This is a genomic window from Gammaproteobacteria bacterium (assembly GCA_011682695.1).
Classification (GTDB): domain Bacteria; phylum Actinomycetota; class Acidimicrobiia; order Spongiisociales; family UBA4744; genus BMS3Bbin01.
Window position 1 is genome coordinate 1 of the sequence record JAACED010000022.1, and the last position, 26,354, is coordinate 26,354.

26 protein-coding genes are annotated in these 26,354 nt (G+C 62.7%); 2 read left to right on the forward strand and 24 right to left on the reverse strand.

Translation table 11 applies throughout. The annotated features are described in order from the left end of the window. Nucleotides 1-116 precede the first annotated feature (116 nt). The 8 genes from GWP04_06145 to GWP04_06180 all read right to left on the reverse strand — a co-directional run bounded on the left by GWP04_06145 (nucleotide 117) and on the right by GWP04_06180 (nucleotide 6,753). Nucleotides 117-629, reverse strand: coding sequence for a MerR family transcriptional regulator (locus tag GWP04_06145; protein NIA25134.1), 513 nt, complete (start codon nucleotides 627-629; stop codon nucleotides 117-119). 77 nt (nucleotides 630-706) lie between these two features. Then, nucleotides 707-1,027 carry a DUF3040 domain-containing protein gene (locus tag GWP04_06150; GenBank protein NIA25135.1) on the reverse strand — a complete coding sequence of 107 codons (321 nt, stop codon included), beginning with the start codon at nucleotides 1,025-1,027 and terminating at the stop codon, nucleotides 707-709. Nucleotides 1,028-1,417: 390 nt separating this feature from the next. Continuing rightward, complete coding sequence (gene fabF / locus GWP04_06155) at nucleotides 1,418-2,665, reverse strand: beta-ketoacyl-ACP synthase II (protein NIA25136.1); 1,248 nt, start codon at nucleotides 2,663-2,665, stop codon at nucleotides 1,418-1,420. 5 nt (nucleotides 2,666-2,670) lie between these two features. Beyond that, nucleotides 2,671-2,916 (reverse strand): acyl carrier protein, encoded by a 246-nt coding sequence (acpP, locus tag GWP04_06160; GenBank protein NIA25137.1) that lies wholly within the window; start codon nucleotides 2,914-2,916, stop codon nucleotides 2,671-2,673. A 16-nt stretch (nucleotides 2,917-2,932) separates the two neighbouring features. Next, the gene (gene fabG / locus GWP04_06165; GenBank protein NIA25138.1) at nucleotides 2,933-3,670 is read right to left on the reverse strand and encodes a 3-oxoacyl-[acyl-carrier-protein] reductase; all 738 of its coding nucleotides are present in this window, start codon (nucleotides 3,668-3,670) and stop codon (nucleotides 2,933-2,935) included. Further along, nucleotides 3,664-4,749: a beta-ketoacyl-ACP synthase III gene (gene fabH, locus GWP04_06170; protein ID NIA25139.1), complete on the reverse strand. Its 1,086-nt coding sequence runs from the start codon at nucleotides 4,747-4,749 to the stop codon at nucleotides 3,664-3,666. The genes fabG and fabH overlap by 7 nt, the downstream gene beginning before the upstream one ends. Next, nucleotides 4,746-5,672 (reverse strand): ACP S-malonyltransferase, encoded by a 927-nt coding sequence (gene fabD / locus GWP04_06175; protein NIA25140.1) that lies wholly within the window; start codon nucleotides 5,670-5,672, stop codon nucleotides 4,746-4,748. Before fabD ends, fabH begins: the two co-directional genes overlap by 4 nt. Before the next feature lie 31 nt (nucleotides 5,673-5,703). Next, nucleotides 5,704-6,753, reverse strand: coding sequence for an aminotransferase class I/II-fold pyridoxal phosphate-dependent enzyme (locus GWP04_06180; GenBank protein NIA25141.1), 1,050 nt, complete (start codon nucleotides 6,751-6,753; stop codon nucleotides 5,704-5,706). Between the two features lie 561 nt (nucleotides 6,754-7,314). On the opposite strand from GWP04_06180, the gene glgP reads away from it, so the two are divergent. Beyond that, nucleotides 7,315-9,336: an alpha-glucan family phosphorylase gene (glgP, locus tag GWP04_06185; GenBank protein ID NIA25142.1), complete on the forward strand. Its 2,022-nt coding sequence runs from the start codon at nucleotides 7,315-7,317 to the stop codon at nucleotides 9,334-9,336. A gap of 202 nt (nucleotides 9,337-9,538) precedes the next feature. Here glgP and GWP04_06190 read toward each other — a convergent pair whose 3' ends face one another. The 4 genes from GWP04_06190 to GWP04_06205 form a co-directional block, all read right to left on the reverse strand. Beyond that, nucleotides 9,539-10,708 (reverse strand): aminotransferase class I/II-fold pyridoxal phosphate-dependent enzyme, encoded by a 1,170-nt coding sequence (locus GWP04_06190; GenBank protein ID NIA25143.1) that lies wholly within the window; start codon nucleotides 10,706-10,708, stop codon nucleotides 9,539-9,541. A 126-nt stretch (nucleotides 10,709-10,834) separates the two neighbouring features. After that, nucleotides 10,835-11,632, reverse strand: a complete 798-nt coding sequence (locus GWP04_06195; GenBank protein NIA25144.1) for an LLM class flavin-dependent oxidoreductase — start codon at nucleotides 11,630-11,632, stop codon at nucleotides 10,835-10,837. Beyond that, the gene (locus GWP04_06200; protein ID NIA25145.1) at nucleotides 11,629-12,048 is read right to left on the reverse strand and encodes a DUF1232 domain-containing protein; all 420 of its coding nucleotides are present in this window, start codon (nucleotides 12,046-12,048) and stop codon (nucleotides 11,629-11,631) included. The genes GWP04_06195 and GWP04_06200 overlap by 4 nt, the downstream gene beginning before the upstream one ends. After that, nucleotides 12,041-12,967, reverse strand: a complete 927-nt coding sequence (locus GWP04_06205; protein NIA25146.1) for an ROK family protein — start codon at nucleotides 12,965-12,967, stop codon at nucleotides 12,041-12,043. The genes GWP04_06200 and GWP04_06205 overlap by 8 nt, the downstream gene beginning before the upstream one ends. A 133-nt stretch (nucleotides 12,968-13,100) precedes the next feature. On the opposite strand from GWP04_06205, the gene GWP04_06210 reads away from it, so the two are divergent. Next, nucleotides 13,101-13,520, forward strand: coding sequence for an Hsp20 family protein (locus GWP04_06210; GenBank protein ID NIA25147.1), 420 nt, complete (start codon nucleotides 13,101-13,103; stop codon nucleotides 13,518-13,520). 213 nt (nucleotides 13,521-13,733) lie between these two features. Here the strand turns inward: GWP04_06210 and GWP04_06215 are convergent, their stop codons facing one another. From GWP04_06215 to GWP04_06270, 12 genes are all read right to left on the reverse strand, one after another. Continuing rightward, nucleotides 13,734-14,900 carry a TRC40/GET3/ArsA family transport-energizing ATPase gene (locus GWP04_06215; GenBank protein ID NIA25148.1) on the reverse strand — a complete coding sequence of 389 codons (1,167 nt, stop codon included), beginning with the start codon at nucleotides 14,898-14,900 and terminating at the stop codon, nucleotides 13,734-13,736. Further along, nucleotides 14,900-15,346 carry a cyclase gene (locus tag GWP04_06220; protein NIA25149.1) on the reverse strand — a complete coding sequence of 149 codons (447 nt, stop codon included), beginning with the start codon at nucleotides 15,344-15,346 and terminating at the stop codon, nucleotides 14,900-14,902. Before GWP04_06220 ends, GWP04_06215 begins: the two co-directional genes overlap by 1 nt. 43 nt (nucleotides 15,347-15,389) lie before the next feature. Continuing rightward, complete coding sequence (locus GWP04_06225) at nucleotides 15,390-16,157, reverse strand: metallophosphoesterase (GenBank protein ID NIA25150.1); 768 nt, start codon at nucleotides 16,155-16,157, stop codon at nucleotides 15,390-15,392. Beyond that, nucleotides 16,154-16,414 (reverse strand): hypothetical protein, encoded by a 261-nt coding sequence (locus tag GWP04_06230; protein NIA25151.1) that lies wholly within the window; start codon nucleotides 16,412-16,414, stop codon nucleotides 16,154-16,156. Before GWP04_06230 ends, GWP04_06225 begins: the two co-directional genes overlap by 4 nt. Further along, entirely contained in the window at nucleotides 16,411-17,058 is a 648-nt protein-coding gene (locus GWP04_06235) for a hypothetical protein (protein NIA25152.1), read from the reverse strand. Before GWP04_06235 ends, GWP04_06230 begins: the two co-directional genes overlap by 4 nt. Nucleotides 17,059-17,063: 5 nt before the next feature. Next, nucleotides 17,064-18,182: a tRNA epoxyqueuosine(34) reductase QueG gene (queG, locus tag GWP04_06240; protein ID NIA25153.1), complete on the reverse strand. Its 1,119-nt coding sequence runs from the start codon at nucleotides 18,180-18,182 to the stop codon at nucleotides 17,064-17,066. A gap of 258 nt (nucleotides 18,183-18,440) precedes the next feature. After that, nucleotides 18,441-18,632 carry a hypothetical protein gene (locus GWP04_06245; protein ID NIA25154.1) on the reverse strand — a complete coding sequence of 64 codons (192 nt, stop codon included), beginning with the start codon at nucleotides 18,630-18,632 and terminating at the stop codon, nucleotides 18,441-18,443. Between the two features lie 139 nt (nucleotides 18,633-18,771). Then, complete coding sequence (locus GWP04_06250) at nucleotides 18,772-19,974, reverse strand: hypothetical protein (GenBank protein NIA25155.1); 1,203 nt, start codon at nucleotides 19,972-19,974, stop codon at nucleotides 18,772-18,774. Between the two features lie 2 nt (nucleotides 19,975-19,976). Then, entirely contained in the window at nucleotides 19,977-23,201 is a 3,225-nt protein-coding gene (locus GWP04_06255) for a peptidase (GenBank protein ID NIA25156.1), read from the reverse strand. Nucleotides 23,202-23,298: 97 nt separating this feature from the next. Then, nucleotides 23,299-24,192, reverse strand: a complete 894-nt coding sequence (locus GWP04_06260) for an NAD-binding protein (protein ID NIA25157.1) — start codon at nucleotides 24,190-24,192, stop codon at nucleotides 23,299-23,301. Between the two features lie 93 nt (nucleotides 24,193-24,285). After that, nucleotides 24,286-25,476, reverse strand: coding sequence for an ABC transporter permease (locus GWP04_06265; protein NIA25158.1), 1,191 nt, complete (start codon nucleotides 25,474-25,476; stop codon nucleotides 24,286-24,288). Then, nucleotides 25,473-26,351 (reverse strand): ATP-binding cassette domain-containing protein, encoded by an 879-nt coding sequence (locus GWP04_06270; GenBank protein NIA25159.1) that lies wholly within the window; start codon nucleotides 26,349-26,351, stop codon nucleotides 25,473-25,475. Before GWP04_06270 ends, GWP04_06265 begins: the two co-directional genes overlap by 4 nt. Nucleotides 26,352-26,354: the final 3 nt, after the last annotated feature.

Genomic DNA, 26,354 nt, shown 5'->3' on the forward strand with positions numbered 1-26,354 from the left:
GGCGGTGGTGAACACCGGTGCGTCGAGGAAGAGAAGGAAGAGAACGCCGCGAGCCGTGGAAGAAAGTCCAACGCCGCGTCCGCTACCGGCCCGGAAACTGTGAGCCGGCTATCGGCTCAGCCGTCCACGGCTTCCTCGCTGACACCTTCTTCGCTCCAGCGGATCATCTCGAGAAAGCGCTCACGATCGAGTTCGAACTTGCTCACATCGTCCTCGACGGACCGCGTGATGTTGTCGATCGCGACGAAGAACGCGAGTTGCCCGCCTCGAAGGGCATCGAGAAGTTCCTCGTCATCCTCGGCGATCGAAAAGATGCTTTGCCCGTCGGTTACGAGCTTCACTTCGGCCAGGTGACGGTCCATGCCGCCGTTGCGCCGAAGATAGCCCCAGGCTCTGCGAACCCGCTGCACCGACATTCCGTTGTCCAGCAGGCTCTTGATGACACGCAGGGCAACAAGGTCTCGAAACGAGTAGAGCCGCCGCACACCAGGACGGCCGCCAGTGCTCTGCAAAGAAGGTTTGAGGAGGGAGACGCGATCCCAGTACCTGAGCTGATGCGCTGTGCAGCCGGTCAGTTTGGAAGCTTGCTGCGCCGTGAATCCATCCACCTCGTCATCTCTCCCCGATATAACGGGCGGTCACGACGACCGCCGACTCCGACCCCGCATATGCGTGCTGGGACCCCCACTCTAGCGTCGCGACACGGTCACTGCCGTTTGCGTTTTCCACCCAGAAACCGTGGCACCCACCCCTCGTCCTCGGTCCCTGTAATCACCCTGCGCGCCTGCACAAAAGCGCTTCCTGCGAGCACCATGGTCACGAACCCGGCAAGGGCAAGCCACTGGTTGAAGGCGAAGGTTCCCAGGGTTATCGCCAGCCCCAAGAGGAAGACGATCGCCGCGATCATCACTCGCCGGGAGGGGACCTTGCCGAGTCTGCCGACCTTGCGCACCAGGCCAGGATCCTCGGCGTAGAGGCCCTGCTCGATCTCCTGGAGAATCTTTTGTTCGCGCTCGTCTAGTGGCATGGTCCGTAGTCCTCAATCACTCTACGTTCATGATACCCCTCGTTCCGACATTGCCTCGGAGGTTGCTGCGAGGCGTGCCGGAACCACGGCCTGTTCCCCAAACCTCCTACGAACCCGACCGACTGAATCGGCAACGTCCTCCCACTCAGGATGGGTGTTCAGTCGGCGAGGAGCCGCCGAATCGGAGAGGTCGGTCATGCCCACACGGACAAGCCGCATGGCACGTCGACCGGTGTCGATATCGGCAAGCACCATCAGGATCGATAGGACGCTCGTCTCTTCCCCACGAGAGGTTGTGCAGCATCATTGCCGTCGTAGAACCGAGGTCGCGATACAAGGTACAAAGCACGTAAACACGCGAGCCAATCCCGGTTCCAGAACCCGGCAGTCCTACTTGCCGAAGATCAGCACCGCGTTGTGTCCACCAAACCCAAACGAGTTGCTCATGACGATCCGGATGTCCTGCTTTCTGGATTTGTTCGGGACATAGTCGAGATCACATTCGGGATCGGGGTTGCGGTAGTTGATCGTCGGGGGAAGCACACCATCGCGCATGGCGAGGATGCTGGCGATCGCCTCAACCGCACCGGCACCGCCAAGAAGATGTCCTGTCATCGACTTCGTCGACGAGATCGCGAGCCGTGCAGCGTGCTCGCCGAACACAAGCTTGATCGCCGCCGTCTCCGTCACGTCGTTCGCCTGCGTCGAGGTGCCATGGGCGTTGATGTAGCCGACCTGTGACGGCTCGATCTCGGCATCGTCCAGAGCCGCCTGCATCGCCCGGGCTGCTCCCACGCCGCCAGGGCGGGGCAGAGTGATGTGGTAGGCGTCCGAGGACATCCCGTACCCGAGCAGCTCAGCGTAGATCTGCGCCCCCCGTGCCAGCGCATGTTCACGCTCTTCGAGGATGAGGGAGCCCGCCCCTTCGGCCATTACGAATCCGTCGCGAGTCGCATCGAACGGACGACACGCTCCTTGCGGGTCTTCGTTGCGGGTGCTCACGGCCCTCGCCTGTGCGAAGGCGGCAATACCGAACTCGCAGATCGAAGCCTCGCCGCCGCCGGACACCATCACGTCGGCAGCACCCCTGCGAATGATCTCGGCCGCGTCACCGATCGCGTTCGTGGACGCTGCACAGGCAGTCACGGTACAGGTCACGGGACCCAGCAATCCGAATCCGATCGACACGTCTCCCGCGGCCATGTTCGGGATCATTTTCGTCACCTGATAGGGAGAGATCCGCTCAGCGCCCCGAGTACGCATCGTGTCCATGCCTTCCTGCATCGACATGAGGCCTCCGATGCCCGATCCGACTACTACACCCGCCCGGGCACCGGCGTCAGGGTCGTCCGAGTAGTCGATTCCCGAGTCCTGGAGCGCCTGGGTGGTTGCCGCGTAGAACAACTGATCGAATCGATCCATGCGGCGGGCGGTCCGCCGGTCCATGTACTCCTCGGGGTCGAAGTTCTTGACCTCGCCTGCAAATCGGACAGGTGACTGCGAAGCATCAAACAGCGTGATCGGCCCAACGCCCGATGTTCCGGAGAGCAGTGCACTCCAGTAGTCCGCGACCGTATTGCCGATGGGACTGATGACTCCCAACCCGGTAACTACAACCCGCCGATCACGACCGTGCATACCGATCAGGCCTCGAGCTTGGCGATGACCACGTCGACAGCCTGGCTCACGGTTCCGATGCCTTCGGCTTCCTCGTCGGGAATCGTGACCCCGAACTCATCTTCGAGAGCCATCAGCAACTCGACGACGCCAAGCGAGTCGACTTCCAGATCAGTCTCGAAGCTCGCCTCGGGCGTGATCTTCGTCTCGTCGAGTCCCAGTTCCGAAACGAGAAGGTTCCTGAGCCTGCCCTCGATCTCCGCTCGATCCATGATTCTTCCTCCCTGTCTATAGAGCTAACCCTCCGTCCACAACGAGCACGTGGCCCGAGATGTACGAAGCTTCATCCGATGCAAGATAGCCGACCGCGAATGCGACCTCGGCCGGAGTTCCGAATCTCCCGAGGGCGACTGAAGCCGTGGCGGCCTCCTTCACCTCGTTCGACAGATCGGCGGTCAAGCTGGTCTCCACGAATCCCGGAGCAACCACGTTGACCGTGATCCCCCTGGACCCGACTTCCTTGGCAACAGACTTCGAGAACCCGATGATCGCTGCCTTCGTGGCCGCGTAGTTGGCCTGGCCCGGGTTCCCCGCGAGACCAGCCACCGAACCGATCGTGATGATCCGACCCCACCGGGCTCGCACCATCGAGCGCAGGGCCTGCCTGGTGCACAGATACACGGAAGTGAGGTTGGTCCGGATTACCTCATCCCACGTGTCGGCGCTCATCCTGAGCAGCAGCATGTCACGCGTTATACCTGCGTTGTTGACGAGCACGTCGACCGGGCCGAAGTGATCGCCGACACGCTCGAACATCGAAGTGACGGCGTCGGCAGACCCCACGTCCGCCTGCACTGCGATTGCTTCACCACCGTGCTCGATGATGGCGTCGACGACGGCTTCTGCTGCCTCGGCATGCCTCGAGTAGTTGACTGCAACACGATGCCCGCGCTCGGCGAGCAGCACGGCGATCGCGCGGCCGATGCCGCGAGACCCTCCGGTGACCAACGCGACTCTGCTCACGATGAGACTCCGCTTCCGAAGAACCGCACGTTTCCCTCCAGCAGAGAGAACACATCGGCATCAGTCGCCGGCAACTCCGCGTCGCTCGTCCCAAGGGGCGTCGTGCGCTCACTCCATCGAACGACAGCCGCCGCCCAGGTCAGACCGGCACCGAAGGCCGCAAACACCAGGTTGTCCCCCGGGTGAACCTTGCCTTCCTCGAGTGCCTCCGTCAACGCCATCGGAATCGTCGCAGCGGATGTGTTGCCGTAGCGCTGGATGTTCACGAACACCTGGCCGGGCTTGAGCTTCAACCGGCGGGCGGCAGCGTCGATGATTCGAATATTCGCCTGGTGAGGGATGAAGAGGTCGACATCGTCCAGATCGAGACCTGCGTCATTCACAACCTTGATTGCGGCGGCACCCATGGCTTTGACGGCTCGCTTGAACACCTCTGGACCGTCCATCACGACCCCGTAGGCAGACCTGTCCGGACTCTGATAGCGATCGCTCGATGTCCCGACATTTGGGACGCAGAGCAGCCTGGCGGCCTCGCCGTCCGAACCGATGGTGACCGACTGGACGCCGTCATCGCCTTCGGTGGGCTCCAGGATGACGGCACCTGCGCCGTCTCCGAAGAGAACGGCCGTATTGCGATTCGTGAAATCGAGGTAGTGAGACAGACGCTCGGCGGCAACGAGCAGCACCCGCCGATGCCCTCCGGCACGAATCATCTGGCTGCCCACATCGAGGCCGTAGATCCAACCCGAGCAAGCAGCATTCATGTCGAACGCCGCGGCGTTGAAGGCCCCGAGCTTCGCCTGCAGCAGGGTTGCGGGACTGGGAATGATCGAATCGCCCGTGCATGTGGCCATGATGACCAGGTCCAGATCTGATGCCTCCAGGCCTGCCGCAGCGAGAGCGTGCAGCGAGGCGACCACCGCCAGATCGGAGGTGCCCACATGGGAGATCCTGCGCTCTTTGATACCGGTACGTGTCGTAATCCACTCGTCCGACGTGTCCGTGAGCTTCTCGAGATCTTGGTTGGAAAGGATGGTCGGAGGGGCACATCTTCCCCATCCGGTGATCGTGACGTTCGTCATCGCTCCTCGCTCAGTCGTTGTGCGATCGCTGCAAGGCTCGCCGTATCCCCGGCAATCATTACGGCGGCATCTCTCACCGTCTTCCTTGCCATCCCGGCGGTTACGTCACCCGGTCCAACATGAACGAAGGCATCCACGTCCATGTTCAGGAGCCCTTCGGCGAATCGCACCGGCTCGACGACCTGACGTTCAAGGAGATCGGCGACCTCGCCCTCAGAGTAGGGGTGTCCCGTGACATTTGCGTATACCGGGAACGAGAACGGTGCCACCGCGACATCTCGCAGCGCCGCTGCCACTTCGGAGGCCGCAGTGGCCATGAACGGTGAGTGGAAGGCGCCGCCCACCTTGAGCGGTATGACACGTCGCACACCAAGATCCCGTCCCTTCTCGACGATCCAGTCGATGTCGGCCCGGCCGCCTGCCACCACGACCTGACCGGGAGCGTTGATGTTCGCGACCCACATCCGGCCACTGTCGGCTCTTCGGCCTGCACTGATGGCTTCGGCCTTCTCTTCGTCCACGCCGATCAGCGCAGCCATTCCGGATGGCTCCCGATCGGCCGCCGCGGCCATTGCCTCTCCACGAATCGAGACGAGACGGAGAGCGGTTCGATAGTCGAACACGCCTGCGGCCGTGAGTGCCGTATATTCGCCCAGGGAGTGCCCTGCAGCGGCCACGGGTGCGATGTCGAGGCGGATGGAGAGCTCGGCCCACATCGCGTAGCCGAGAGCAAACAGGGCCGGCTGAGCGCGATCGGTTCTCGTGAGGGCCTCTTCAGGGCCGTTCAGACACACATCTCTCAGCGACCACCCGAGGATCTCGTCGGCGGTCTCACCGAGTAGGTCGGGACGCGCATCGAAGAGGTCGGCACCCATGCCGACGCGTTGGCTGCCTTGTCCCGGAAAGAGAATTGCGAAACGCACGGGGATTCAGACCTGACAGTACGGACTACGGTTACCCGGAGTCCGCAGCCAAGGTCCCCAGCACTTCGAGCACCCGGTCGACATCCCGATCGTCTACATCGCGATGTGTGGCGAATCGCAAGATCCCTGGGGACATCTCCCCCACCAGGACGCCGGCCTCGGCCAGGCTGTCGATCAGCGCACCAGCATCGAACGGGAAACCCGCACTGTCGATGATCACCATGTTGGTCTGTATCTGTTCCATTCTCACCGAGGAGGGGAAGATACTCGCTATCTCCTCACCGAGGCGGCGAGCCAACCTGTGGTCGGCCTCGAGATGGTCCCGGCTACGCAGCGCGACGCGAGCAGCGGCTGCAATGATGCCGACCTGCCGCATGCCGCCTCCAAGACGCTTACGACGGAATCTCGCCTCTTCGATGATGTCCTCGGAACCGCAAAGCACCGACCCGATCGGAGCGCCGAGCCCCTTGGAAAAGCAGAACATCACCGTGTCGGCCTCGGCGGCGATTGATTGGGCGTCCACACCGAGCGCCAACGCAGCGTTGAATATCCTTGCCCCATCCAAATGCACGGGAATCCCGAGACGCCTCGCCGCCGCGGTAGCCGCTCGCATGGTCTCGAGCGCAACGACGGTACCCCCCGTCGAGGTCAGCGGGTTTTCCCAGACGAGGATACGCACACGTGGCAGGTGATACCCGGCGCCGGCGACGGCGCACTCGACATCCTCGGGCAGGATGCTCCCGTCGCGTGAATCCACCGTTCTGAACTGAACCCCCGAGATGGCTGCGGCGGCACCGACCTCGTACTGACGTATGTGTGCGCTCGCTGCACAAAGCGCTTCGTCGCCTGGCCGGACCAGTGTGTTCAGAGCCAACTGATTTGCCATGCTGCCCGTCGGCGTAAACACCGCTGCCACTTTTCCGACCGCAGCGGCGGCCTCCTGCTCCAGCGCATTCACGGTCGGATCTTCTCCGTAGACGTCGTCTCCGACCTTGGCCTCGGCCATGGCGCGGCGCATCTCCGCTGTTGGTCTGGTGACTGTATCAGATCGAAAATCCGCTATACCCTCTGCAAACGCCATCCGACCTCCTGCTTCGCGGTGCACAGTACACCTGCCCACAGTGATGCCGGTGGGCGGATCGGCCGCTTGCCTATTGACGTGCTTCGTATTTCCTATCGCGGCGAGCATTGATGTGAAACCGCGGGGCGGGCGTCGGGGCTCAGACGTAGCCGCCTCGCGTGAATCAGCGGGCATCGTCGAAGTGTGCAACGCCGGGACCTCCTCCACCGCAGGGCGCCACCTCCCCTTTGTGTCATTGTGTGGCGGGAAGATGGCCCGCGGTACGGCTCGCACCTCCCCTGTCCTTCCGGATGTTCCGGGAGTGGCGTCCGTTGGGTCAGGCTGCCCCGGGCCTTGCTCCGTGATGACACGGAATACATGACTCGGCGGGTCCCCGGACTGCTGCAGGCACTTTGTGGTCACCGCGGCGCCGCGGACGACTATCCTCTCGGAGCCGTGCCAAACGTACAGATCCCCATACTGCCCGATGGTGAGCTACCGCTGCCTCCTGCATTTTCCCGACTCTATGACCTCGCATACAACTTGTGGTGGTCCTGGTCGGGCGGCAGTCGCCTTTGGCGGATGATCGACGCGGATCTGTGGACTCGCTACCGCAACCCGGTCGAACTTCTCGGAGCCGTCGACCGATCCACGTGGCGAAACCTCGAAGACAGCGGTGACTTCCAGGACCTCTACGAAGAGATGATTCGCCGCTTCGATGCATATATGCGCCCTGAGAGCACATGGTGGGACTCGACGAAACCCGGCACGGCTGGGCCGATCGCCTACCTCTGCGCCGAATACGGAGTCGACAACCTGCTCCCCATCTACTCGGGCGGACTGGGAGTACTGGCAGGTGACCACACGAAATCCGCCTCCGATCTCGGCATCCCGCTCGTAGCCACCGGCCTCCTGTACCGAAGGGGCTACTTCCGCCAGGAGGTCGACGCCGTCGGAGACCAACAGCACACCTACCCCGTGGTGGACCCGGTGCGTTTGCCCACACAACAGGTTGCCGGACCGACCGGTGGCCAGCTCAAAGTCGATGTCGAACTACCTGGGCGCCAAGTGAGGGTCGGCGTGTGGAAGGTTCAGGTCGGCCGCGTGCCAATCCTGTTGCTCGACACCGACCTGCAAGAGAACGACGATGCAGACCGCCCGATCACTCACACGTTGTACATTCGGGGTCGTGAGATGCGGTTTGTGCAGGAATACGTCCTGGGCGTCGGCTCCGTGCGAGCATTGGCAGCACTCGGAATCGAGCCAACCGCATGGCATGTCAACGAGGGTCACGCCGCCCTCAGCCTCCTCGAACGAACGGCTCGCCTGATCGCAGACGGCAGGACGGCGGAACAGGCTCAGCAGCAGGTCAAGGCGACGACGTCTTTCACTCTTCACACACCGGTACCCGCAGGGAATGAAGTCTTCGACTTCCCTCTGGTCGAGAAGTACCTGAGCGACATGCCCCGACGCCTGTCCATCCACATGGGACAGCTCGCCGCAATGGGTGCGGCACATGAGGGCGACGAGCAGCATTTCAACATGACGGCTCTTGCGATACGCCTCGCCTCGTTCGTCAACGGGGTGAGCCACCGCCACGCCGAGATCGTTTCACGCGACTGGGCTCACCTCCTACCGGGAACTGCCACAGCCATCACCAACGGAATCCACCCCAACACATGGGTCAGTCGCGGGTACCAGCGACTTCTGAACGAGATCTACGGCCCTCAGTGGCATCGCACCTTGATCGACGACCCATCGGCGATCACCCGGCTCGACGAAGTCCCCGACCAGCGACTGTGGGAGATCCATTCAAGTGACAAGCGCCTCCTCTCTCGATTCGCTCGGGGCAGGATCTTGCAGCAGCAGGCACGGCAGGGAGCATCCCCGGATGCATTGCGCGCAGTCGCAAACATTCTCTCTCCCGACCGCCTCACTATCGGTTTCGCCCGCAGATTCGCCACGTACAAGAGAGCCCTGCTGCTTTTCCACAACATGCCCTGGCTCCAGGCGATCCTCACGAACCCCGACAGGCCGGTACAAATCCTCATTGCCGGCAAGGCACACCCTGCCGACCAGAACGGCCAGGGCCTGATTCGCCGCATCGTCGAACTATCGCAAAACCCCGAACTGGGCGGCCATGTGCACTTCCTCGAGAACTACGACATGCGCATGGCCAGATTCCTCGTTCAAGGGGTCGACGTCTGGTTGAACAACCCTCGACCGCCGCTGGAGGCCTCCGGCACCTCCGGGATGAAAGCAGCGGTCAATGGAGGGCTGAACCTCTCCATCCTGGATGGCTGGTGGCTGGAAGGCCACAACGGAAAGAATGGATGGGCGTTCGGCCTCGAATGGGGCAACGGCGATCACGCAGCACAAGACAACGAAGACGCCATCGCCCTGTACCGAACGTTGCAGGATGAAGTTGTGCCCAAGTACTACGACCGGCAAGACGACGGGATTCCTCACGCCTGGGTCGCCATGATGCGAGAGGCGATCCGTTCAACTCTCGTCGCCTTCTCGTCGGACCGTATGGTCAAGGAGTACGCGACCAATGCCTACCTTCCCCTGAGCAGGCAGCAGCCTTCCAACCCACAGCAATAGCTCAGTCGCAAGGCTCTCGTGTACTCACATACTTCGTATTCGGTACCGCGGCCTCACATGGACCCGGCACCGTAGGGCGAGCTTCGCGGCTCTGGCTGGCGGCTGATAGCTGGAAGCTGGCTTTCCAACCGAGCTCCTCGGCACCTTCGAGATCCGTGCCATGCATCACGCAGCGGGCTCGAAGGGAACGGAACTTGGAGCGTTATCGCTCCAGAAACCGTTTGATTCCCCTCACCGCCTGGCGGATACGATGCTCATTCTCAACGAGGGCAAACCGTACGAAGCCCTCGCCGTGAGGCCCAAACCCAACTCCGGGGCTCACCGCCACCTTCGCCTCCTCGAGAAGTTTGAAGGCGAACTCGAGGGATCCCAAGTCTTCGAATCCGGGCGGCAGGGAAGCCCAAGCGAACATCGTCCCCTGAGGACGCGGAATCTCCCATCCAGCCCTCGCAAGGCCATCGATCAATGCGTCCCTGCGCGTCCGGTAGATGTCGCGGACTTCGGCGATGTAGTCGTCGCCTTCGTTGAGCGCGACGATCGACGCAATCTGGATCGGCTGGAACGTGCCGTAGTCGAGATACGACTTGAGCTTCGCCAGCGCAGCGATCATCTCCCTGTTCCCAACGGCGAAACCGATGCGCCAGCCCGCCATCGAATGCCCCTTCGTCATCGTGTACAGCTCCACACCGACGTCCTTGGCGCCCGGCACCTCGAGAAGGCTCGGGGGCACGTATCCATCGAAGGAAATATCGGCGTACGCGAAGTCGTGGACGAGCATGACTTCATTCTCTTTGGCAAAGGCGACGAGTCGCTCGAAGAAACTCAGATCCACACAGGCGGTCGTCGGGTTGTGGGGGAACGAGGTGAGAATGACCCGCGGCCGAGGCCAGCTGTCGGAAAAGACGGTTGCGAGACGGCCGAAGAAGTCCTCTCCGAGACCCAACGGGACACGTCGCACGTCCGCACCTGCCAGCACAGCTGCGTAAATGTGAATCGGATAGCTGGGCTCGGGCACAAGGGCCACATCTCCCGGCTGCACGAGCGCCCACATGAGGTGGGCAAGGCCCTCCTTCGCACCGATGGTCGTGATGACCTCGGTTTCGGGATCGATCTCGACACCGAAGCGCCGCTGGTATCGGGCGGCGACTGCCTTGCGTAGGTTGGGAATGCCGCGTGATGCGGAGTAACGGTGATTCTTCGCGTTCTGGGCCGCTTCGACGAGCTTGGCGACGGCGATCGGTGGCGAGGGAATGTCCGGATTCCCGAACCCGAGATCGATGACGTCCACACCGGCGCGACGCGCTTCCCGCTTCGCGGCGTCGACCTCGGCAAACACATAGGGCGGTAAGTTCTCAATACGCCGGAATTGCACCTTGACCTCCGTTTCCGGCAGGGTACCTGACAGCTACTAGTAGCCGGCAACCAGCAGCCGGCAAAACAGGAGTCTCGACTCGCCTTCGACCCCATCGACCTCCGCTCGTCCCCCACCTCGGAGCTCTCAGAGGAGAGGGAGCACCTCGGCCGCGAACAGATCCCACGTATCGCCGAGGAGGGAGAGCACGAACTCGTCGATTCCGGCATCGGTGAATTGCCGGAGCTTTTCGGGAAGGGTCGCAACCGTCCCGGTCAGCACTCCCCTGGTCGACCCGCGCCGGGCGGCAGCCTCTGCCAGATCTGCTTCGTCACGGGCCAGGAGAACCTGACCACCCCAGCTGATCGTTCCCGCAACCGGCGCATCGCGACGACGTTCGGCAAGCCACTCGGCCGTCACCGCCCACACGTTCCAGCCGTCGGCCGACCGAGCGGCGAGGTCCTGGACGGGTCGTGAAATGCCCCCAACCCAGATCGGCACTCGATCCGAGAACGGCAGCTCACCCTTTCGAACCGCTTCGATCGTTTCACTCACCTTGGAGAGACGCTCTTCCACGGTTCCGAATGCAATCCCGTACGCGTCGAACTCAGGACGAGAGAGAGAATCGCCGGCGCCCAAACCGCAGACGACTCTTCCCCCACTGAGCGCTTGGGCTGTGAGGACCGCTCGAGCGGTCGCCTGCGGACTTCTCATCGGAACGCGTAGAACGAGTGTGCCGACACGGATGTTGCGCGTAGCAGCGACCACCGATCCGAGTGCAACGAAGGACTCGACGATCGGTCGATCCTTGCCGTCGAGAGGAAAGAGGTGGTCGAAGAGGAACACGCCGTCGAACCCAAGCGATTCGGCGCGTGCCGCAGCCTCCGTCACCGTGTCTGGATCCCGTGTGAACTGCGGGAGCGTGACAGAGACGGGGACTCTCAACCCAGCCGCCGCGCCAACCAGGACAGCCTTGCCGGAATCATGCCCGCGGCAAGATCAACAACGTTCGCGACGATGACAAGCACATCCTGGGATCCATCCCAGTGCTCCAGCACGACATCTTCCCCCACCGAACGAATCAGCCGGTGGAGAGCCAGTATCACGACCAGAGCGTCGTCGGACTGGCCGAGAAACGGGATGAAGTCGGGTACCAGATCAACTGGTGACAGTACGTATCCGGCAGCGAGAATGGCGAACGCCTTGCTCCGAGCGGGAACCCTCGGGTCACGGACCAGCCGTCCGACGAGCTTGACCATGTTCGGAAGCGCCAGGACCGCCTCTTTCAGCCAGCGGACCGACTCGCCGGTTCGGGCACCGTCGGGCTCGATCACTTCGTCGGGATGCAGGGTGTCAGACATCGGACTCCTTCGCGGCCGCCAGGCCCGCGCCCACCAGAGCCGAATCCTCGCCGAAAGCGGCTATGACAATCGGCGTTGGTGTGCGCACATCGTACCCTTCCAGTGTTGCAGCAACGGCGCGCCGTGCGGGCAGGAGGAGGATCTCCCCGAGACGCGAAACCCCGCCGCCGATCACAACCACGTCGGGATCGAGCACGGCGATCAGATTGGCGAGTCCCACGCCAAGCCATCCGCCCACTTCTGCAACGAGCCTGCGCGCCTCCGCATCCCCGTCGATCGCCGCCTGGGTGAGGTGGCGCCCGGCCGGTACCGCTCCAGCGACAAGCTCACCGATTCGTCCGCGAGGATCCGCCGCGACGGCATCTCGTGCCATCTGATCGAGGCGCCTTCCGGAAGCGAACGTCTCCCAGCATCCGCGCTGGCCGCACGTGCAGAGCGGACCACCGACGTCCACTACAACATGGCCGATTTCGCCCGCGAAACCTCTGCCGCGGTACACCTCGCCGTCGATGACCAATCCACCGCCCATCCCTGTTCCGAGCGTCGCCATCAGAACCGAACGATGGCCCACTCCGGCACCCAGCGTCGCCTCCGCGAGTGCAGCGAGATTCGCATCGTTGTCGACGATGACGGGAAGAGAGAACTCCTCTTGCAGGATCCGTCGAAACGGGATGTGCTCGCCGACCACGTTCGGACCCCATTCCATGACGCCATGCTCCGTCACGAGTCCAGCTACTCCGAGGCCGATCCCGCGAATCTCCGGCGTGATCAATCGCCGCACCAGCGCTTTTGGACCCTCGACCATCCCCGCGGAGTCCCGGGGCCGCGGGATTTCGACCCTGTTCTCCACGTTTCCGTCGCCTGAGACGACACCACCGGACATCTTCGTGCCGCCGAGGTCGATGCCGATCACTGCCACGGACGCATCCTACCGGTCGCCTCCGCACGATCAGGACCCTTCCCAAACGTGACATATCTCTACTTGCATCTGGAATAGAATCTGACTATGCTGTTGTTAGATTTACTGCACACTCACAGAGAGGAGAAAGGACATGCGAGCTCTGCTCCGTTATGATCCCTTCAGCGTGGCGAAGGACCTGGACAGATTCTTTGAAGAGTTCGGCACTCCAGTCGACCGGCCGTGGATTCCCCGAGTTGACGTCTTCGACCGTGAAGACGCTCTCGTCATCCGGGCCGAGCTGCCCGGAATGCGCTCCGAAGACATCGACGTCACCATCGAGAACTCCGAGCTGGTGATCTCCGGTTCCCGCTCGTTCGAGAAAGAGGAAGACCGCAAGGGATACCACCGCAGAGAGATTGCTCACGGTGAGTTCCAGCGCGCCGTCTACCTGCCGGACGAGTACGACGCAGACAAGATCAGCGCCAGCTACCACGACGGCATCTTGGAGATCTCCGTTCCCAAGCGGCCGGAAGTCCTCCCCAAGAAGGTCAAAGTCGACATTGCCGACTGACACCGCGACAACCTGAATGGCCCGACATTCGTCAGGCCATTCGTCGCGTCTTGGCTCGCTTCGCTCGCCTCACCTGGTGCTTCGGATTCCGTATCGCAACCTCGGGTCAATGCAGTTCGCGCCGGGCGAATTCGATGACACCATCAGGTTGATCTATGTCAATCAAAGATGCATGGTCGCCGAGACGCGCGCCAGGCAGTGCTCAGCGGTCTCCTAGCGCTCCACGAACTCGATCGTCAGCACGCCCTGTGAGAGTCGAGCGCCGGCGATCTCCCGACGTTGCAGCGAATCGGGGAGGACGAACGACCGCCGGTAGGGACCAACGGTCACATAGACCTCACTACCGTCGCGCATGACGTCGATGTCGCCGCCACTCGCGAAGGGCAGAGAGAGTTCGAGACGAACTTCCTTCTCATGCTCAACCACACGGAAGGGACGGCTGCCAACGTACGACGTGATCGGATCCGTCTCTCCGTAGAGTTCCTCCCCGAGGGCCCGCAGGCGCTCCTCCCCCACCATCTCGTCGTCGAAGAGTCGAAGCTGAAGCACAGGTACATCTGCAAACGACTCGTTGATTCGTTCGAGGTGCTCCGCCTGGATCTCCCGCCAGCGTTCGAAATACGGATCGTCGACGACGTCCGGAAGAACCCTGTTGACCACGACACCGTCGACCGCATAGCCGAACAGAGTCAGGTAGGTGTAGGTCCGTCGGGCTTCGTTCACGACCATGCGTTCCGGGTTCACCACCAACCTCGCAGTCGTGACCTTCGGGTCGAGCAACAGCGTGCGGGCTCTCTCGATACTCGTAAAGACATTCTCCGCCGCGTCGTAGACCTTGTCGTCTGGCAGGGGAAGGTCCGTCACACGGCTCAGCACGGGCCTTGCGGCCCGCATCAGCCGCCGTTGCGTGAGGAAGATCTTGTCGAAGTACCAGGACAGGACCTCTGGAAGGGACAGCAGTCGGAGCGTCTCTGCGGTCGGGGCACAGTCGACGACAACGAGGTCATACCGTCCGGAGATCGCCTGCGCTCGGACCTCGATGAGTGCGAACAGTTCATCCATGCCGGGGAACACGAGGAACTCCTCGGCTTCGATACCCCGCACCCCACCCCAGTCGAAAATGGCCATCAGCTGGTTGCGGATCTCCCCCCAATAGGACTCGAGTCGCTTCTGCGTATCGATCTGCTGGGCATGGAGGCCGGAAATGATCTCTCGCGGTTCGTCCCCGAGGGGAAGAGCGAACGCGTCGGAGAGGCTGTGCGCCGGATCTGTGGAAACCACCAATGTCCGATACCCCAGATCGGTCGCCTTCAGCGCAGTCGCCGCCGAGATCGTCGTCTTGCCAACGCCGCCCTTGCCGGTGACGAGCAGGATTCGCATCAGTCCGTCCCGATTTGCCGTACCCGTTTTCGTAACCCGCGCAGTGCTGTCGAGACAAGCTGCTTCTCAGCCTGACGCCGGAGAAATCCCGGAAGCGGGAAACCGTAGTCGACACGTAGCGCGTAGATCACGTCCGTTCCGCCGCCCTCGATGTCATTGAGTTCGTATGAACCGACCATCTCTCGAATGTCGTCACCCGGTTCAGCCACCCAGGACATCACGTGAGGGCGGTCGAAGGTGTAATTGAGCACATAGGCGATCACCTTGACCATCGCGTCGACTTCGAACTCCGCTCTGGCAGGGAGGCCGTCCGGGTCTCGCTCGAGAACAACCACCGACCGCATCGCGGTGATCCATTCGGGATAGCGCTCGAGGTCGGCGAGTACGTCGAAGATCTCTCCGGCAGGTGCAGGAATCTCGATGCTCTGGACCGTACCTTCGCTCATTCTCGCTCCTCTTCGTTGTCCGAAGCGTAGCCCACCGTCCGGGTCACGAGCCCTCATGCCGTATGGGACGCCGCGTTGCTCGAAAATACCCGACGTTCACACAAATCGTGCTGCCGACCCTCCAACGTGCCGCCTGCGGTTGATGAATGTCACCGAAGTAGTGGTACCTCGGCCGGCGGGTTTGCAGATAGTCGAGCACCGCCTGCGACCCGCCTTCCAACCGGCCGGTGATTACGTCACGATGCAAGGAAGGGATATCTGGCGGAAGGTGTGTACACAGCACGTCGAGCGGACCGAGTGCGTCCAGCTTGCGCTCCATCTCGTCTTCGGAAACCTCACCCGGCACACCCAGCGGCGTGGGAGATCCACCGCCAACCATGCCGACCATGACACCCTCTATTTCGATCACTTCCCCGTCGACGAACCGCACACCATCGGGAAGCGAGCGCCGAAGCATCTCCGGCCAGTCGACGTTTCCGTAGGTTGCATAGGCTTCGGTGCCCTCCAGGGCCACCCTGGCGGCCGCATACTGAACGTCGACCGCTCGCGTAATCTCCTCACGGATCGCTGTTGCGTCTCCCCCGAACCGGTCCTTCCACAAACGCCTCGACGCTGCGTAATCTCCATCAGCCCGGTGGCGAGACACCTGTTGGACAAAGGCCGCTCCCAGTACGTCGGCGAGGATCCCCTCGTTGGTGCGATAGTCGATGAAGTTGATGAAATCACCGAGAACGAGCAAGGGCTCGCCACTCTGTGCCACGCGTGCGAGCGCCGAGAAGGCCCCGTGGACATCGGAGACGAGCAGCATCACACCGTTCCGACGTACCAGATTGCCGCTCCTGCCGCGGCGACCGCTGCAACGATCGCCGCCCATGCCGGCCAACCGCCGTATGCCGCCGACAGTCCTCCCATCCCAAACGCTATCAACGCGCCCACAACGCGCCGGCCTCGCAGACCGAATCGCTGCTCCGGATTGCCCGCACCGGTCCGAGATACGGCAACCGCGATCACCCATGCGATCAGTGTGGTCAACCCCGCCACGAGCGCTACACCGTACGCCGCTCTCATCGCTGCACCCTCTGCGCCGAGACCGCCACAACAATCAGGACGAGCAGGACCGCGCCGACGAGTGCCGTGAGCACATGCGGGCGCAGAATGACGTCGCCGGTTTCGCCCCGAGCCCAGCGAAAGGCGTCGAGCACACCGATGCCCCACACCCCCACCCCGACGAGAAGAAGCAGGATCCCGGCAACGACGACTTCGAGAGCGATGAGTATTGCACCCAGAAAGAGGCTCACCGCGACCAGCGCCCCCACCGACACACCGAGGAGGGTCTGACCGGCATACGCGTGTCCCAGCCCTGGCAGCAACAGACCACGCAACGCGGCGCTCCGAGGGTCGACCTGTCGTTGCTCCTCCGTCTTGAACACATCGAAGATCGAACTTCCACACGCCGCGCAGTACGAGTCCGCGAGCGGGTTACTGATTCCGCACACCGAGCACATCCACGTTCTTTCACTGATGCGCGGCGCCTCCGGAAGAGGTAGCTCCATGGTTATCTGCCCGTCTTCAGTCGCGGCGATCTCCGACATGGGGCGCTCTTCATCAGCTCCCTCGCTCTCCTGCGAGAACGGCCGGTAGCACTGCCCACACCACAACGCTCCTACGGCGTTGCGAGCTCCGCAGTTCGGACAGGTCACGTGTCTCGGCATCAGGCTCAGCGTACCTGCTCATGCCCGCGAAGTTCTCGAAGGCTGAGCGCGATTTCCTCCTGGACCTCGTTATGCGCCTCCTTTCGTTGCGCTGCTCTCAGGACGACAACGGCCACCGGATCTTCCATCCGACCGAGCGCCCAGGCGCTGTGGAGGCGAAGGAGCCAGTCCGGATGTGCCACGTAACCTGCGAGCAGGCTCACGAAAGAAGAGTCCCCGGTGTTGCCGATGGCAACGAGCGCATTACGACGGAGGTACCGGGCCTGGCGGCGCGGAATGTAGAAGTGTCCGTATCGATCCAGGATCGTGCGATCGGAGCTTCTCAGGATGGCCGGTAGATCGACGATTCCTGCCCGTGATTCACCGGCCTTGTACAAGTGTCTGCGGCCAGGTGGGCACGCCTCCGAGCAATCATCGCAGCCGTAAATGCGATCTCCCATCGGTTCACGGAACTCTCTCGGGATCACACCGGGTGCCTGAAGGATCGCGGCCAAACAGCGGCGCGCGTCGAGCACTCCCGGACTGATGAGCGCTCCTGTCGGACATGCCGGCAGGCACTCACTGCAATCGCCACAGGTCCTGATCATCGGTCTCGTCGTCTCCAGCGGAGCGTCGGTCACCACCGACCCGAGCAGCGTCCACGGTCCCAGCCCGGGAGCCAGCACCATCGTGTTCTTCCCCCACCACCCGACACCAGCCCGTACCACCGGGGCACGATCCACGAGGCGGTTGTCGTCCACAAGGACTTCGGCCTCATGCCCCTCTGCCCTCAGATGCTTTGCGATGCCGCCGAGGGCTTGCCGAAGCGGCGCGTAGGCATCTCGTGTGGCGAAGCGCGCAATCCTCCCTTCTCGTGGCGTTCGCATGGGAGGGCTTCCACTTTCGGCTACGTACGGAGCAGCACCGACGACGAGCCGCTGTGCCCACGGAAAACTGGATCGCACGTCGGTGGACCGTTCCGAGTTGGCGAACGTAAACGTCAGTCGCCCGGCCAGCCCATCGGCCTTACGCTCTTCGATGGCGGCGCACACGTCTTCGAACGGTTCGGCTGTGCAGATACCGAACCCGCTCAACCCCTCGGCGACGGCGATGGCCTGGAGATCGTGGGCCAGACGATCGGTCATCGCCTCAGCATAGGAGTCGCCGAATGATGCCAGCATTTCGTATTTCGTATTTCGTATCGCGACCTACCCGGCACCAAGACCGTAGGGCGAGCGTCGCGGCTCCTGCCGGTAGCCGGCTGCCCGTCGCCGGATGCTGGTAGCCGACCTCCCAGCCGAACTCCTCGGCACACCGTCGAGATGTGTGCCATGCATTACTCAGTAGGCTGCAAGGTCACCAAGGATGCTTGCGCCTCGACAATGTCCCAGCGATGGGACTGCTCAGCCGGTTGCGTCGCGACGTACCAGGCGAAGCGGAGGGAGCAGCCCCACCGATGCCATCTGCCCCAGAGCCTCTGCTTCCTCGCTGCCCAGTTCCACCGGCCCTGCCGCTTCACGCAGCAAGTAGGTCACCACGCAGTCGGCACACGCTGTCGAGTACTGCATCGTGCATTCATCGCAACTGATCTTCATGTCTTCGATCCTCCAGCTCATCTGTGATCAGCATACGAACCGGGTGTGACAGAAAACCGGTGAGGACCTTCGGGACACGCAACGGGTCCGCCCAGGTTGGAAAGCTCACAGGCACCCGGCCACGCCAGAACCGACAGAATCACCCCAGCCACTCCTTCAGCGCCTGGCCCCACAGACAAAGCGCCCGTGGACATCCCTCTCTGACTTCTCTGTCCGAACTCACGACCACGACGTTGCCTTCGATCGCTCCACTCAGTCGGATGATCTCCTCGTCGGCGATCGTCCCCCCGTCGGTAAAGCGAACTTCTATCCCCCCGGGACCAGGACCGCTCTCACCACCGCCGGGAAGCGTCGAATCGTAAATAACCAGCAGCCTCACCGGCGCCACCGCCAGTCGACGCACACGAGCGAGCCGGTAGTTGATGTCTTCGCGACCCAGCGGGTCGGGCCACTGGTGCGACAGGTTGTACCCGTCGACGATCATCACGAACGGTTCCTGTTGCCCCAACAACCACTCGATCGCCACTGCGCTGTCCGGCCTGACGCCGGCAGGCAATATCAGAGGCGACGATGACTCAACCTCGGTTGTCTGTGCAGGGGCCGGATCAGCCTGAGCTGACGCCACGATCTGATCGAGCAATGATGCCAACGCTGCCGGGTCACGCACCGACCACACGTCAGGACCATGAGTGGCAACCGACGTACCGGAAGCCCGCCTTGTGCGCAGCAACTCTTCGCGCAAGAACGCAACTCTGCCGTCTGCCTCGGCCAGATCCCCGATCGCCTGCTCGAGACTTCGCTCCAATGCAGCCACTCGGGACTCCGCTGCCAGTCTCCCGACCCGTTCCGCCAGTCGAGCCTCTTGCACCTTCCTGGAAATCCCGTTGCTCTGGCACCTGGCACGCCGCTCGGCCTCCACCGTATCTGCGCGGGCCTTGTCCGCCCGCCCGCGTTCCACCTCGAGCTGATGCTCGAGATCACGCGTCCGGGCCTCGAGGCCCTCCAGGCTGTCGATGAGATCCCGGTGAGAGCGTGCTGCGACAGCAGCCTCGACCACCTGCTCCCATCCTTCGGATCGCAGTAGAAACGCGGCAGAAGCGGCATCATCACCTACCGCCTCTGTGATCGCGGGCCATGCCTCGGCGGCCTTGTCTCGCAGCCACACGAACCTGTCCAGGTCCCGAAGGAGAGACCGCGCGAGCGGCGGCGGCAAATGTCGAGCAGTCGACGCGGCAACCCTACGCAGCGAAGCGAGGATCTGGTCCTCGTCGAGATCTCTCAACGCCTTTCGAGCCGCCCGGATCGCCGCTCCGAGCACGCGCGGGTCGTAGGAGGCCTCCATGTTCAGAGCGGCAGCGCGGGCGGGCGTCGGGACGGCGGCTCGGGAAACGCAGGCAAGCCTGGTTGCATCTCCTCGATGATCCGGAGGATTTCGTCGATCGCGCGATCGAGTTGTGGATCTCTGCCTGCGGCGTAATCCTGCGGCATGATCTCCACCTCGATGTCCGGATCGGTTCCGTGGTTCTCGACGCCCCAGCCCACATCTTCGAACCAGAAGGAGAACTCGGGCTGTGTCGTGATCGTCCCATCGACGAGCGCGTGCCTCGGAAAGATACCGACGACTCCACCCCACGTTCGTTTTCCGATCAGCGGTCCCAGACCGAAGAGCTTGAAGGAGTGACTGAAGATGTCGCCGTCCGATCCGGAATGCTCGTCGGTGAGCGCAACCATCGGTCCCATCGGCGCATCGACCGGGTAAGACTCCGGCTGGCCGTGCCGGGTGAAATCGTACCCGATACGGCGACGACGCAACTTCTCGAGCAGTAACTGTGATACATGGCCGCCGCGGTTGTTTCGCACGTCGATGATCAGCCCCTCATGATTGACCTCCGCTCCGTAGTACCGGTGGAATTCCGCGTAGCCACGTGGCCCCATGTCCGGGATGTGGACATAGCCGACCCGTCCGTCCGTCTCGAAGTGGATCCTCTCTCGGTTGGCTTCGACCCAGTCGCGATATCGCAGTCCGAATTCGTCCTGCAGCGTCTCGACGATCACCGTGTGAGCCTTGCGGCGCCCGCGGCGAACCGTCAACGTGATAGGCCGGCCCGCCCGATCCACCAGCGCAGCGTACGGCGACGTTCGAGCATCGACCATCGTGCCTTCGACGGCGACGACCCGATCACCCGCCTTGATGTCGAGGCCGGGAGCAGACAAGGGTGAAGCGGCATCTGTCTGCCAGGAATCGCCACGCGGAATCCGCTCGATCTTCCACGCTCTGCCATCGAAGCAAAGGTCGGCGCCGAGGAAACCCTGGAGCCAATGCGGCTCCGGCCGATAATCACCTCCGAGTTCGTACGCGTGCGATGTCCCCAACTCGCCCTGCATCTCCCACATGAGATCGGAGAATTCTGCTCGAGAACCCACCCGATCGACCAGCGGCAGATACCGCCTCGCAACGGCCTCCCAGTCGACTCCGGACATGTTGGGACGCCAGAACTGATCTCGCTGGAGACGCCACGCCTCTCGGAACATTTGCTGCCACTCTTCGCCTGGCACGACCTCGACACGGATTCGGTCCAAGTCCACCCATCCGGACTCCCTCCCCGGTTCCGCAGACTTCGCATCGGCGTCTTTGAACGACAGGGGGACGACCCGGAGCTTCTTGGCCACTCGGATACTCAGCACCTTCCCATCGGCCGAGACCGAGAAGTCGGAGATCCCCTCCATCACCATCTCGACCTTGTCCTGTTTGAAGTCGTAGGCCTCGAGCTTGCTCTTGGGCTTCTCCTCGGTGTCGCTCCATCGGGAACCGAGACTTCCCTCGACGGGGCGAGAAGAGAACAAGACCCTCTGTTCGGCGCCGACGACACGCTGGTAACGGCCTTCGGGCACCGGGAAGGCGACCACGCGGTCTTCGATCCCGAGAAGATCGACAGTCACCGGGCCAGGGCTTTCCTCCTTGTCGGGCTTTGCAGCTTTGGCGCCTTCGGCCCCGTTGGACTCTCCGGGAGCACGTGGCGGTCTGGTGGCTGCCGAGAACGGTGAGGAGTCCGATGCAGAAAGGGTGATCAGGTGAGGACGCATTCCCTTCGGAAAGCCGAGATCGAAATACAGGCTGTCGTAGACCGGGTCGTACACCCGCATGGAGATGAAATACAAGAACTTGCCGTTTGGGTCGAACGAGGGACGGACGTCCATGAAATCGGGACGCGTGACCTGGCTGAGCTTGCCGGTCTCGGTGTCGTACAAGAACAACGACGATGTTCGGTTACTCACGAAGGCGGCGAACGCCAACCATCGCCCGTCGGGCGACCACGCGATCCCCTGGATTCGCTCGAACAGACTGCGGTACACGTTCGTGACATCGCCGGTGGCAAGATCAACGATCAGTACTTCCTGGCGCTGGTTTGTGAGGGCAACCCGATCCCCACCCACAGGTGCAACCAGCAACGAGTCTGGCCGTCCGACATCGACCTTCAGCGCTTCGGCCGGTGCATCGGTGGAGAAGACAATCAGTTCCTCGTCGCCGTGCTCGTCGGTCGTGGCAACGATCCGCTCACCGTCCGGAAGCCATGAAGCCAACCGGTAGCGGACCGCCGAAGCCGTTCCATGTCGAGCAGGCACCCCTTCCCACAGCGGCATGGTCGTCACTCCGCCCCTGGCAGTTGCCACCAGCGAATGCCCTTTCGGATGCAGGTCGATTCGCTCGAGGTAGTCCCCAGGGGAGATGAACTTGCGGTTCCGGTGGCTGCGTGATCCCGGGACCTCGACCCCGAGACGTCGATTGTCACGAGATCGCAGGTCGTAGATCCAAAGGTCGGCTCCGGCGTGGTAGACGATCCGCCGCCCGTCTGTCGACGCGAACCGCGCATAGAAGTCCTCATGCTCCGTGTGACGTTGCAGATTCCTTCCCGTCGGCGTACACGAGTACAGGTTGCCGATGCCTTCATGGTCGGAGATGAAGTACACACGGTTCCTTACCCACATCGGTGATGCGACGTTGCCTGAGAGATCGAGCAGTTTGACGAAGGTCCCGTCACCGTGCCGATCGATCCACAGCGTGCCCGCCGTCCCGCCCCGGTACCGTTTCCAGCGAGCCGGATCGTAGGTGTTTCGCCCGAGCACGACACCTGGGCCACTCGGTTGAAAGCTGATCGCGCGAGCCACCCCCACATTCACCGGCTCGGTCGCCCCACCGTCGGTAGGAACCGTGTGCATCTGCATGGCACCGGCGAACGGCTGCTGGAAATCCGAGGCGACAATCACCCTCGTGCCGTCTGGAGTCCAGCCGACGACCTGAGTGAGGGATCCCATCCATGTGAGTCGACGCAGCGGCCCCCCGTCTGCGTCCATGACGTACGCCTCGGGATGGCCTTCGTCTCTCGCAGTGAACGCCACCTGTGCACCGTCGGGTGAGAACCTGGGAAACGTGATGGTTCCAGGGCTCGCTGTGAGCCTCCGGGCGATGCCGCCGTCGTCTCCCACCACCCACAGGTCGTCTTCGCTGACGAAGACGATGCGCTCACCACAAATAGTCGGATGTCGGTAGTAGCCGGACGCGGTCGCCATGCGGCCTCCTCAGTCGAACGTCTTCGATGCTACCGAACGCCCAGAGCTCAGTAGACCCCACCGGGTTACAGGTATCGGCCGTCGGCGCCCGGGGTGTTCAAGCTTCGCCGATGGTGATCCCGGCCATCTGTTCGAGCGCTTTGACGAGTGCATGGTTTCCTTCGGCGCCGAAACCCTGATGCTGCAGCGCCCGATACATCTGGAACACGAGTGCGGTTGCAGGCGTCGGAACGCCCATCTCATCCGCACTTTCGAGGACCAGACGCAGATCCTTCTGCTGCAAGTCGATCATGAAGCCGGGGCGCCAGTCCCGTTCGATCATCTGCGGGCCACGGTTCGACAGCATCCACGAGCCTGCGCCACCTCCCTCGACCGCATTCACCGTCTTGGTCAGATCCAGCCCCGCGGCCTGTGCGAACAGCAGCGCCTCCCCAACGGCCCAACCGTTGACCACAACGAGGATCTGGTTCACGAGTTTGACCATCTGACCTGCACCCTGGCCTCCGACATGGGTGATCGTCTTGCCGTACGCATTCATAACGTGACGAGCGCGCTCCACCTGGGCCTCGTCGCCCCCGACCATGATCGCGAGGGTTCCATCTACCGCGCCCTCACTCCCCCCGCTGACCGGCGCGTCGACCCAATGCGCCTGCCGTTCCTCGACCACCTTGGCGAGCTCGACGGTTGCGGAAGGGCTGATCGTCGAGTGATCGACCACGAGGGCTCCCGGACGAAGGCCTTCGAGTATGCCAAGGTCGCCGAGGACGACCTCCTGCACATCGGGCGTGTCCGAGACGCAGATCATGACGATGTCGCATCGCCTTGCGACGTCCGCAGGTGAATCTGCGGGGGATGCTCCGGCATCGACGAGGGGTTCCGTTCGACTCGCCGTCCGGTTCCAGACGGTGACGTCCAAGCCCTCGTCGATGAGGTTGCGAGCCATCCCGGCCCCCATGATCCCCATTCCGATGAACCCGACTTTCTCGCGCACAAGTGCCTCCTTCGTGGTCCCGACCGCACGCATCGGCGAACCCTGGGCTCGTAGATACCCTGACGGTACCCCCGAGCCCAAGGTTCGGGGCTTCTAGCCCTGCCTGCCTGCCTTCAGTGCGTCACGCAGCCGCACCTTGGCCCCAATCCGCAGGATTGATCCCTGATAGACACGCGCACCTACGCGTAACACCAAGTACGTCGCCAAGAGAATGAGCGTAATCGACAGCGCGACCTCCCAAAGAGGAACCGACGTGACGGTCATGCGAATCGGCATGACGAACGGAGAGAACGGCGGAATGATCGATCCGAGGTGCGGCAGCGTCGCGTTCGGATCGTCGAGGGCAACCATCGACAGGAAGAAACCGGGCACGATGCCGAGGACCGGGATCATGCCAACGCCCTGTGCGTCTTCCTGACGCGAGATCGTCGCCCCGAGTGCTGCGAAGACAACGGCGAACAACGTGTAGCCGAGCAGGTACCAGAACAACACGGCTCCGACGATCCGCATCCCGATCCCGGCCAGATCGACGTCGACGACGTGCGTCGAACTCAGCGTGAGCAATGCGGCCCCGCCCAGCACAACCAACTGCAAGACACCTAGTGCGCCGATCCCGAGCACCTTGCCGGCCAATAACCGGCTCGGACGTGTCCGTGACAACACGACCTCGACAACTCTCGACTGTTTCTCTTCCATCACACCAAGCATCACGAACTGTCCGAACATGAGAATCGAGATGTACAACAGGATCGACCCGACGTAGCTGGCGATTCTCCGTGGTCCCGCACTCGGATCAGGTTGCGTCAAGGCGCGCGCATCCAGCGGGTCGGGATGAAGGAGCCGGGCGGCATCCTCGTCGCTCAGGCCGAGTTCGGCGATCGTCCGCTCCCGCTCCAGGCCCTGGATTGCAGAGCCGAGGATGGCGCCCAGTTGCAGCCTCGGCTCTTCTTTCCACACGAGTTCGGCCCCATCGACCAGCAGGACATCGGCGTCACCGTTCCTCAGAGCAGTCTCACCGCTGTCCACGCTGTCGAAGTTCACCGTTTCCACAGTTCGATCGAACGCGCCGGCCGCGGAGTCGAGCGCCGGCTGGAGATCGTCGGGAACCGCACCGACCACACCGACCGTGTACGGCTCCGGCGCCCTGGCCTCGAGCGCCAAGAGCGGCCCGAGACCGGCCACTAATACGACGATGGTGAACATCGACACCAGAAAAGCCTTGCTGCGGGCACGCTGAGAGAAGTCTCGCCACGCGACCAGCAGCATCTGCCGAAGCGCGTTCACTGCCGCACCGCATCTCTGAACAGATCGGACAGGCTGGGCGGCTCGAAGGTGAAGCTCGTGACCTCTCCATCCCGTCGTGCCCGCTCCAGGAGGTCTCCGATGTCGCTCTGTGCCCGGATGAGATACCGATCGCCGTTCGAACCGACCGACTCGACGCCGGGAAGATCGGGCGCCCAGGGTTTTCCGTCGACGGTGACCGCCAGATGACGGTGCTCGGAACGGTCACGCAGTTCGGTGAGCTCACCGGAGAGGACGACTCTGCCCTCGTTGATGATGACAACGTCCTGACAGACATCCTGTACGAGATCGAGTTGATGACTCGAAAACACGATTCCTGCACCGGCCTCAGCGAGATCCCGCAGCGTGCGGGCCATGGCCTCCACCCCGATCGGATCCAGGCCGGCGAACGGCTCGTCCAAGACCGCCATCGTCGGATCATGCACCAGCGAGACCGCCAGTTGCACCCGTTGTTGATTCCCGTGTGAGAGTTCTTCGAGTTTCGACTGCGCTCGGTCGGCAAGCCCGAAGCGGTCGAGCCAGCGGTCGGCTGATGTCGCCGCATCGGAGGCGCTCACTCCAGACAGTCGAGCGAAGTAGACAAGCTGCTCTCGGATCTTCATCTTCGGGTACAGACCACGCGCCTCCGGCATGTACCCGAAGCGCAGGTAGTCGCTATCTCCGACGGGTGCCCCGTTCCATCGGACCTCCCCGGAGTCGGGACGAACAAGACCGAAGATGCAGCGCATGGCAGTCGTCTTACCGGCGCCGTTTGGTCCGAGAAAACCGACGATCCTGCCTGAAGCCACATCGAAGCCCACTCCATCGAGAGCAACGACATTCCCGTACCGTTTGTGCAGGTCGATGAGACTCAGCATCTT

Excerpts from the sequence above, each read along its gene's own strand:
- GWP04_06250 (NIA25155.1), bottom strand. The coding sequence starts at position 19,974 with ATGGAGGCCTCCTACGACCCGCGCGTGCTCGGAGCGGCGATCCGGGCG.
- GWP04_06235 (NIA25152.1), bottom strand. The coding sequence starts at position 17,058 with ATGCCGAGACACGTGACCTGTCCGAACTGCGGAGCTCGCAACGCCGTA.
- GWP04_06255 (NIA25156.1), bottom strand. The coding sequence starts at position 23,201 with ATGGCGACCGCGTCCGGCTACTACCGACATCCGACTATTTGTGGTGAG.
- GWP04_06180 (NIA25141.1), bottom strand. The coding sequence starts at position 6,753 with ATGGCGTTTGCAGAGGGTATAGCGGATTTTCGATCTGATACAGTCACC.
- fabF (NIA25136.1), bottom strand. The coding sequence starts at position 2,665 with ATGCACGGTCGTGATCGGCGGGTTGTAGTTACCGGGTTGGGAGTCATC.
- GWP04_06210 (NIA25147.1), top strand. The coding sequence starts at position 13,101 with ATGCGAGCTCTGCTCCGTTATGATCCCTTCAGCGTGGCGAAGGACCTG.
- GWP04_06220 (NIA25149.1), bottom strand. The coding sequence starts at position 15,346 with ATGAGCGAAGGTACGGTCCAGAGCATCGAGATTCCTGCACCTGCCGGA.
- queG (NIA25153.1), bottom strand. The coding sequence starts at position 18,182 with ATGACCGATCGTCTGGCCCACGATCTCCAGGCCATCGCCGTCGCCGAG.
- acpP (NIA25137.1), bottom strand. The coding sequence starts at position 2,916 with ATGGATCGAGCGGAGATCGAGGGCAGGCTCAGGAACCTTCTCGTTTCG.
- GWP04_06270 (NIA25159.1), bottom strand. The coding sequence starts at position 26,351 with ATGCTGAGTCTCATCGACCTGCACAAACGGTACGGGAATGTCGTTGCT.
- GWP04_06200 (NIA25145.1), bottom strand. The coding sequence starts at position 12,048 with ATGTCTGACACCCTGCATCCCGACGAAGTGATCGAGCCCGACGGTGCC.
- glgP (NIA25142.1), top strand. The coding sequence starts at position 7,315 with ATGATCGACGCGGATCTGTGGACTCGCTACCGCAACCCGGTCGAACTT.
- GWP04_06230 (NIA25151.1), bottom strand. The coding sequence starts at position 16,414 with ATGAGAGCGGCGTACGGTGTAGCGCTCGTGGCGGGGTTGACCACACTG.
- GWP04_06245 (NIA25154.1), bottom strand. The coding sequence starts at position 18,632 with ATGAAGATCAGTTGCGATGAATGCACGATGCAGTACTCGACAGCGTGT.
- GWP04_06150 (NIA25135.1), bottom strand. The coding sequence starts at position 1,027 with ATGCCACTAGACGAGCGCGAACAAAAGATTCTCCAGGAGATCGAGCAG.
- fabH (NIA25139.1), bottom strand. The coding sequence starts at position 4,749 with ATGACGAACGTCACGATCACCGGATGGGGAAGATGTGCCCCTCCGACC.
- GWP04_06215 (NIA25148.1), bottom strand. The coding sequence starts at position 14,900 with ATGCGAATCCTGCTCGTCACCGGCAAGGGCGGCGTTGGCAAGACGACG.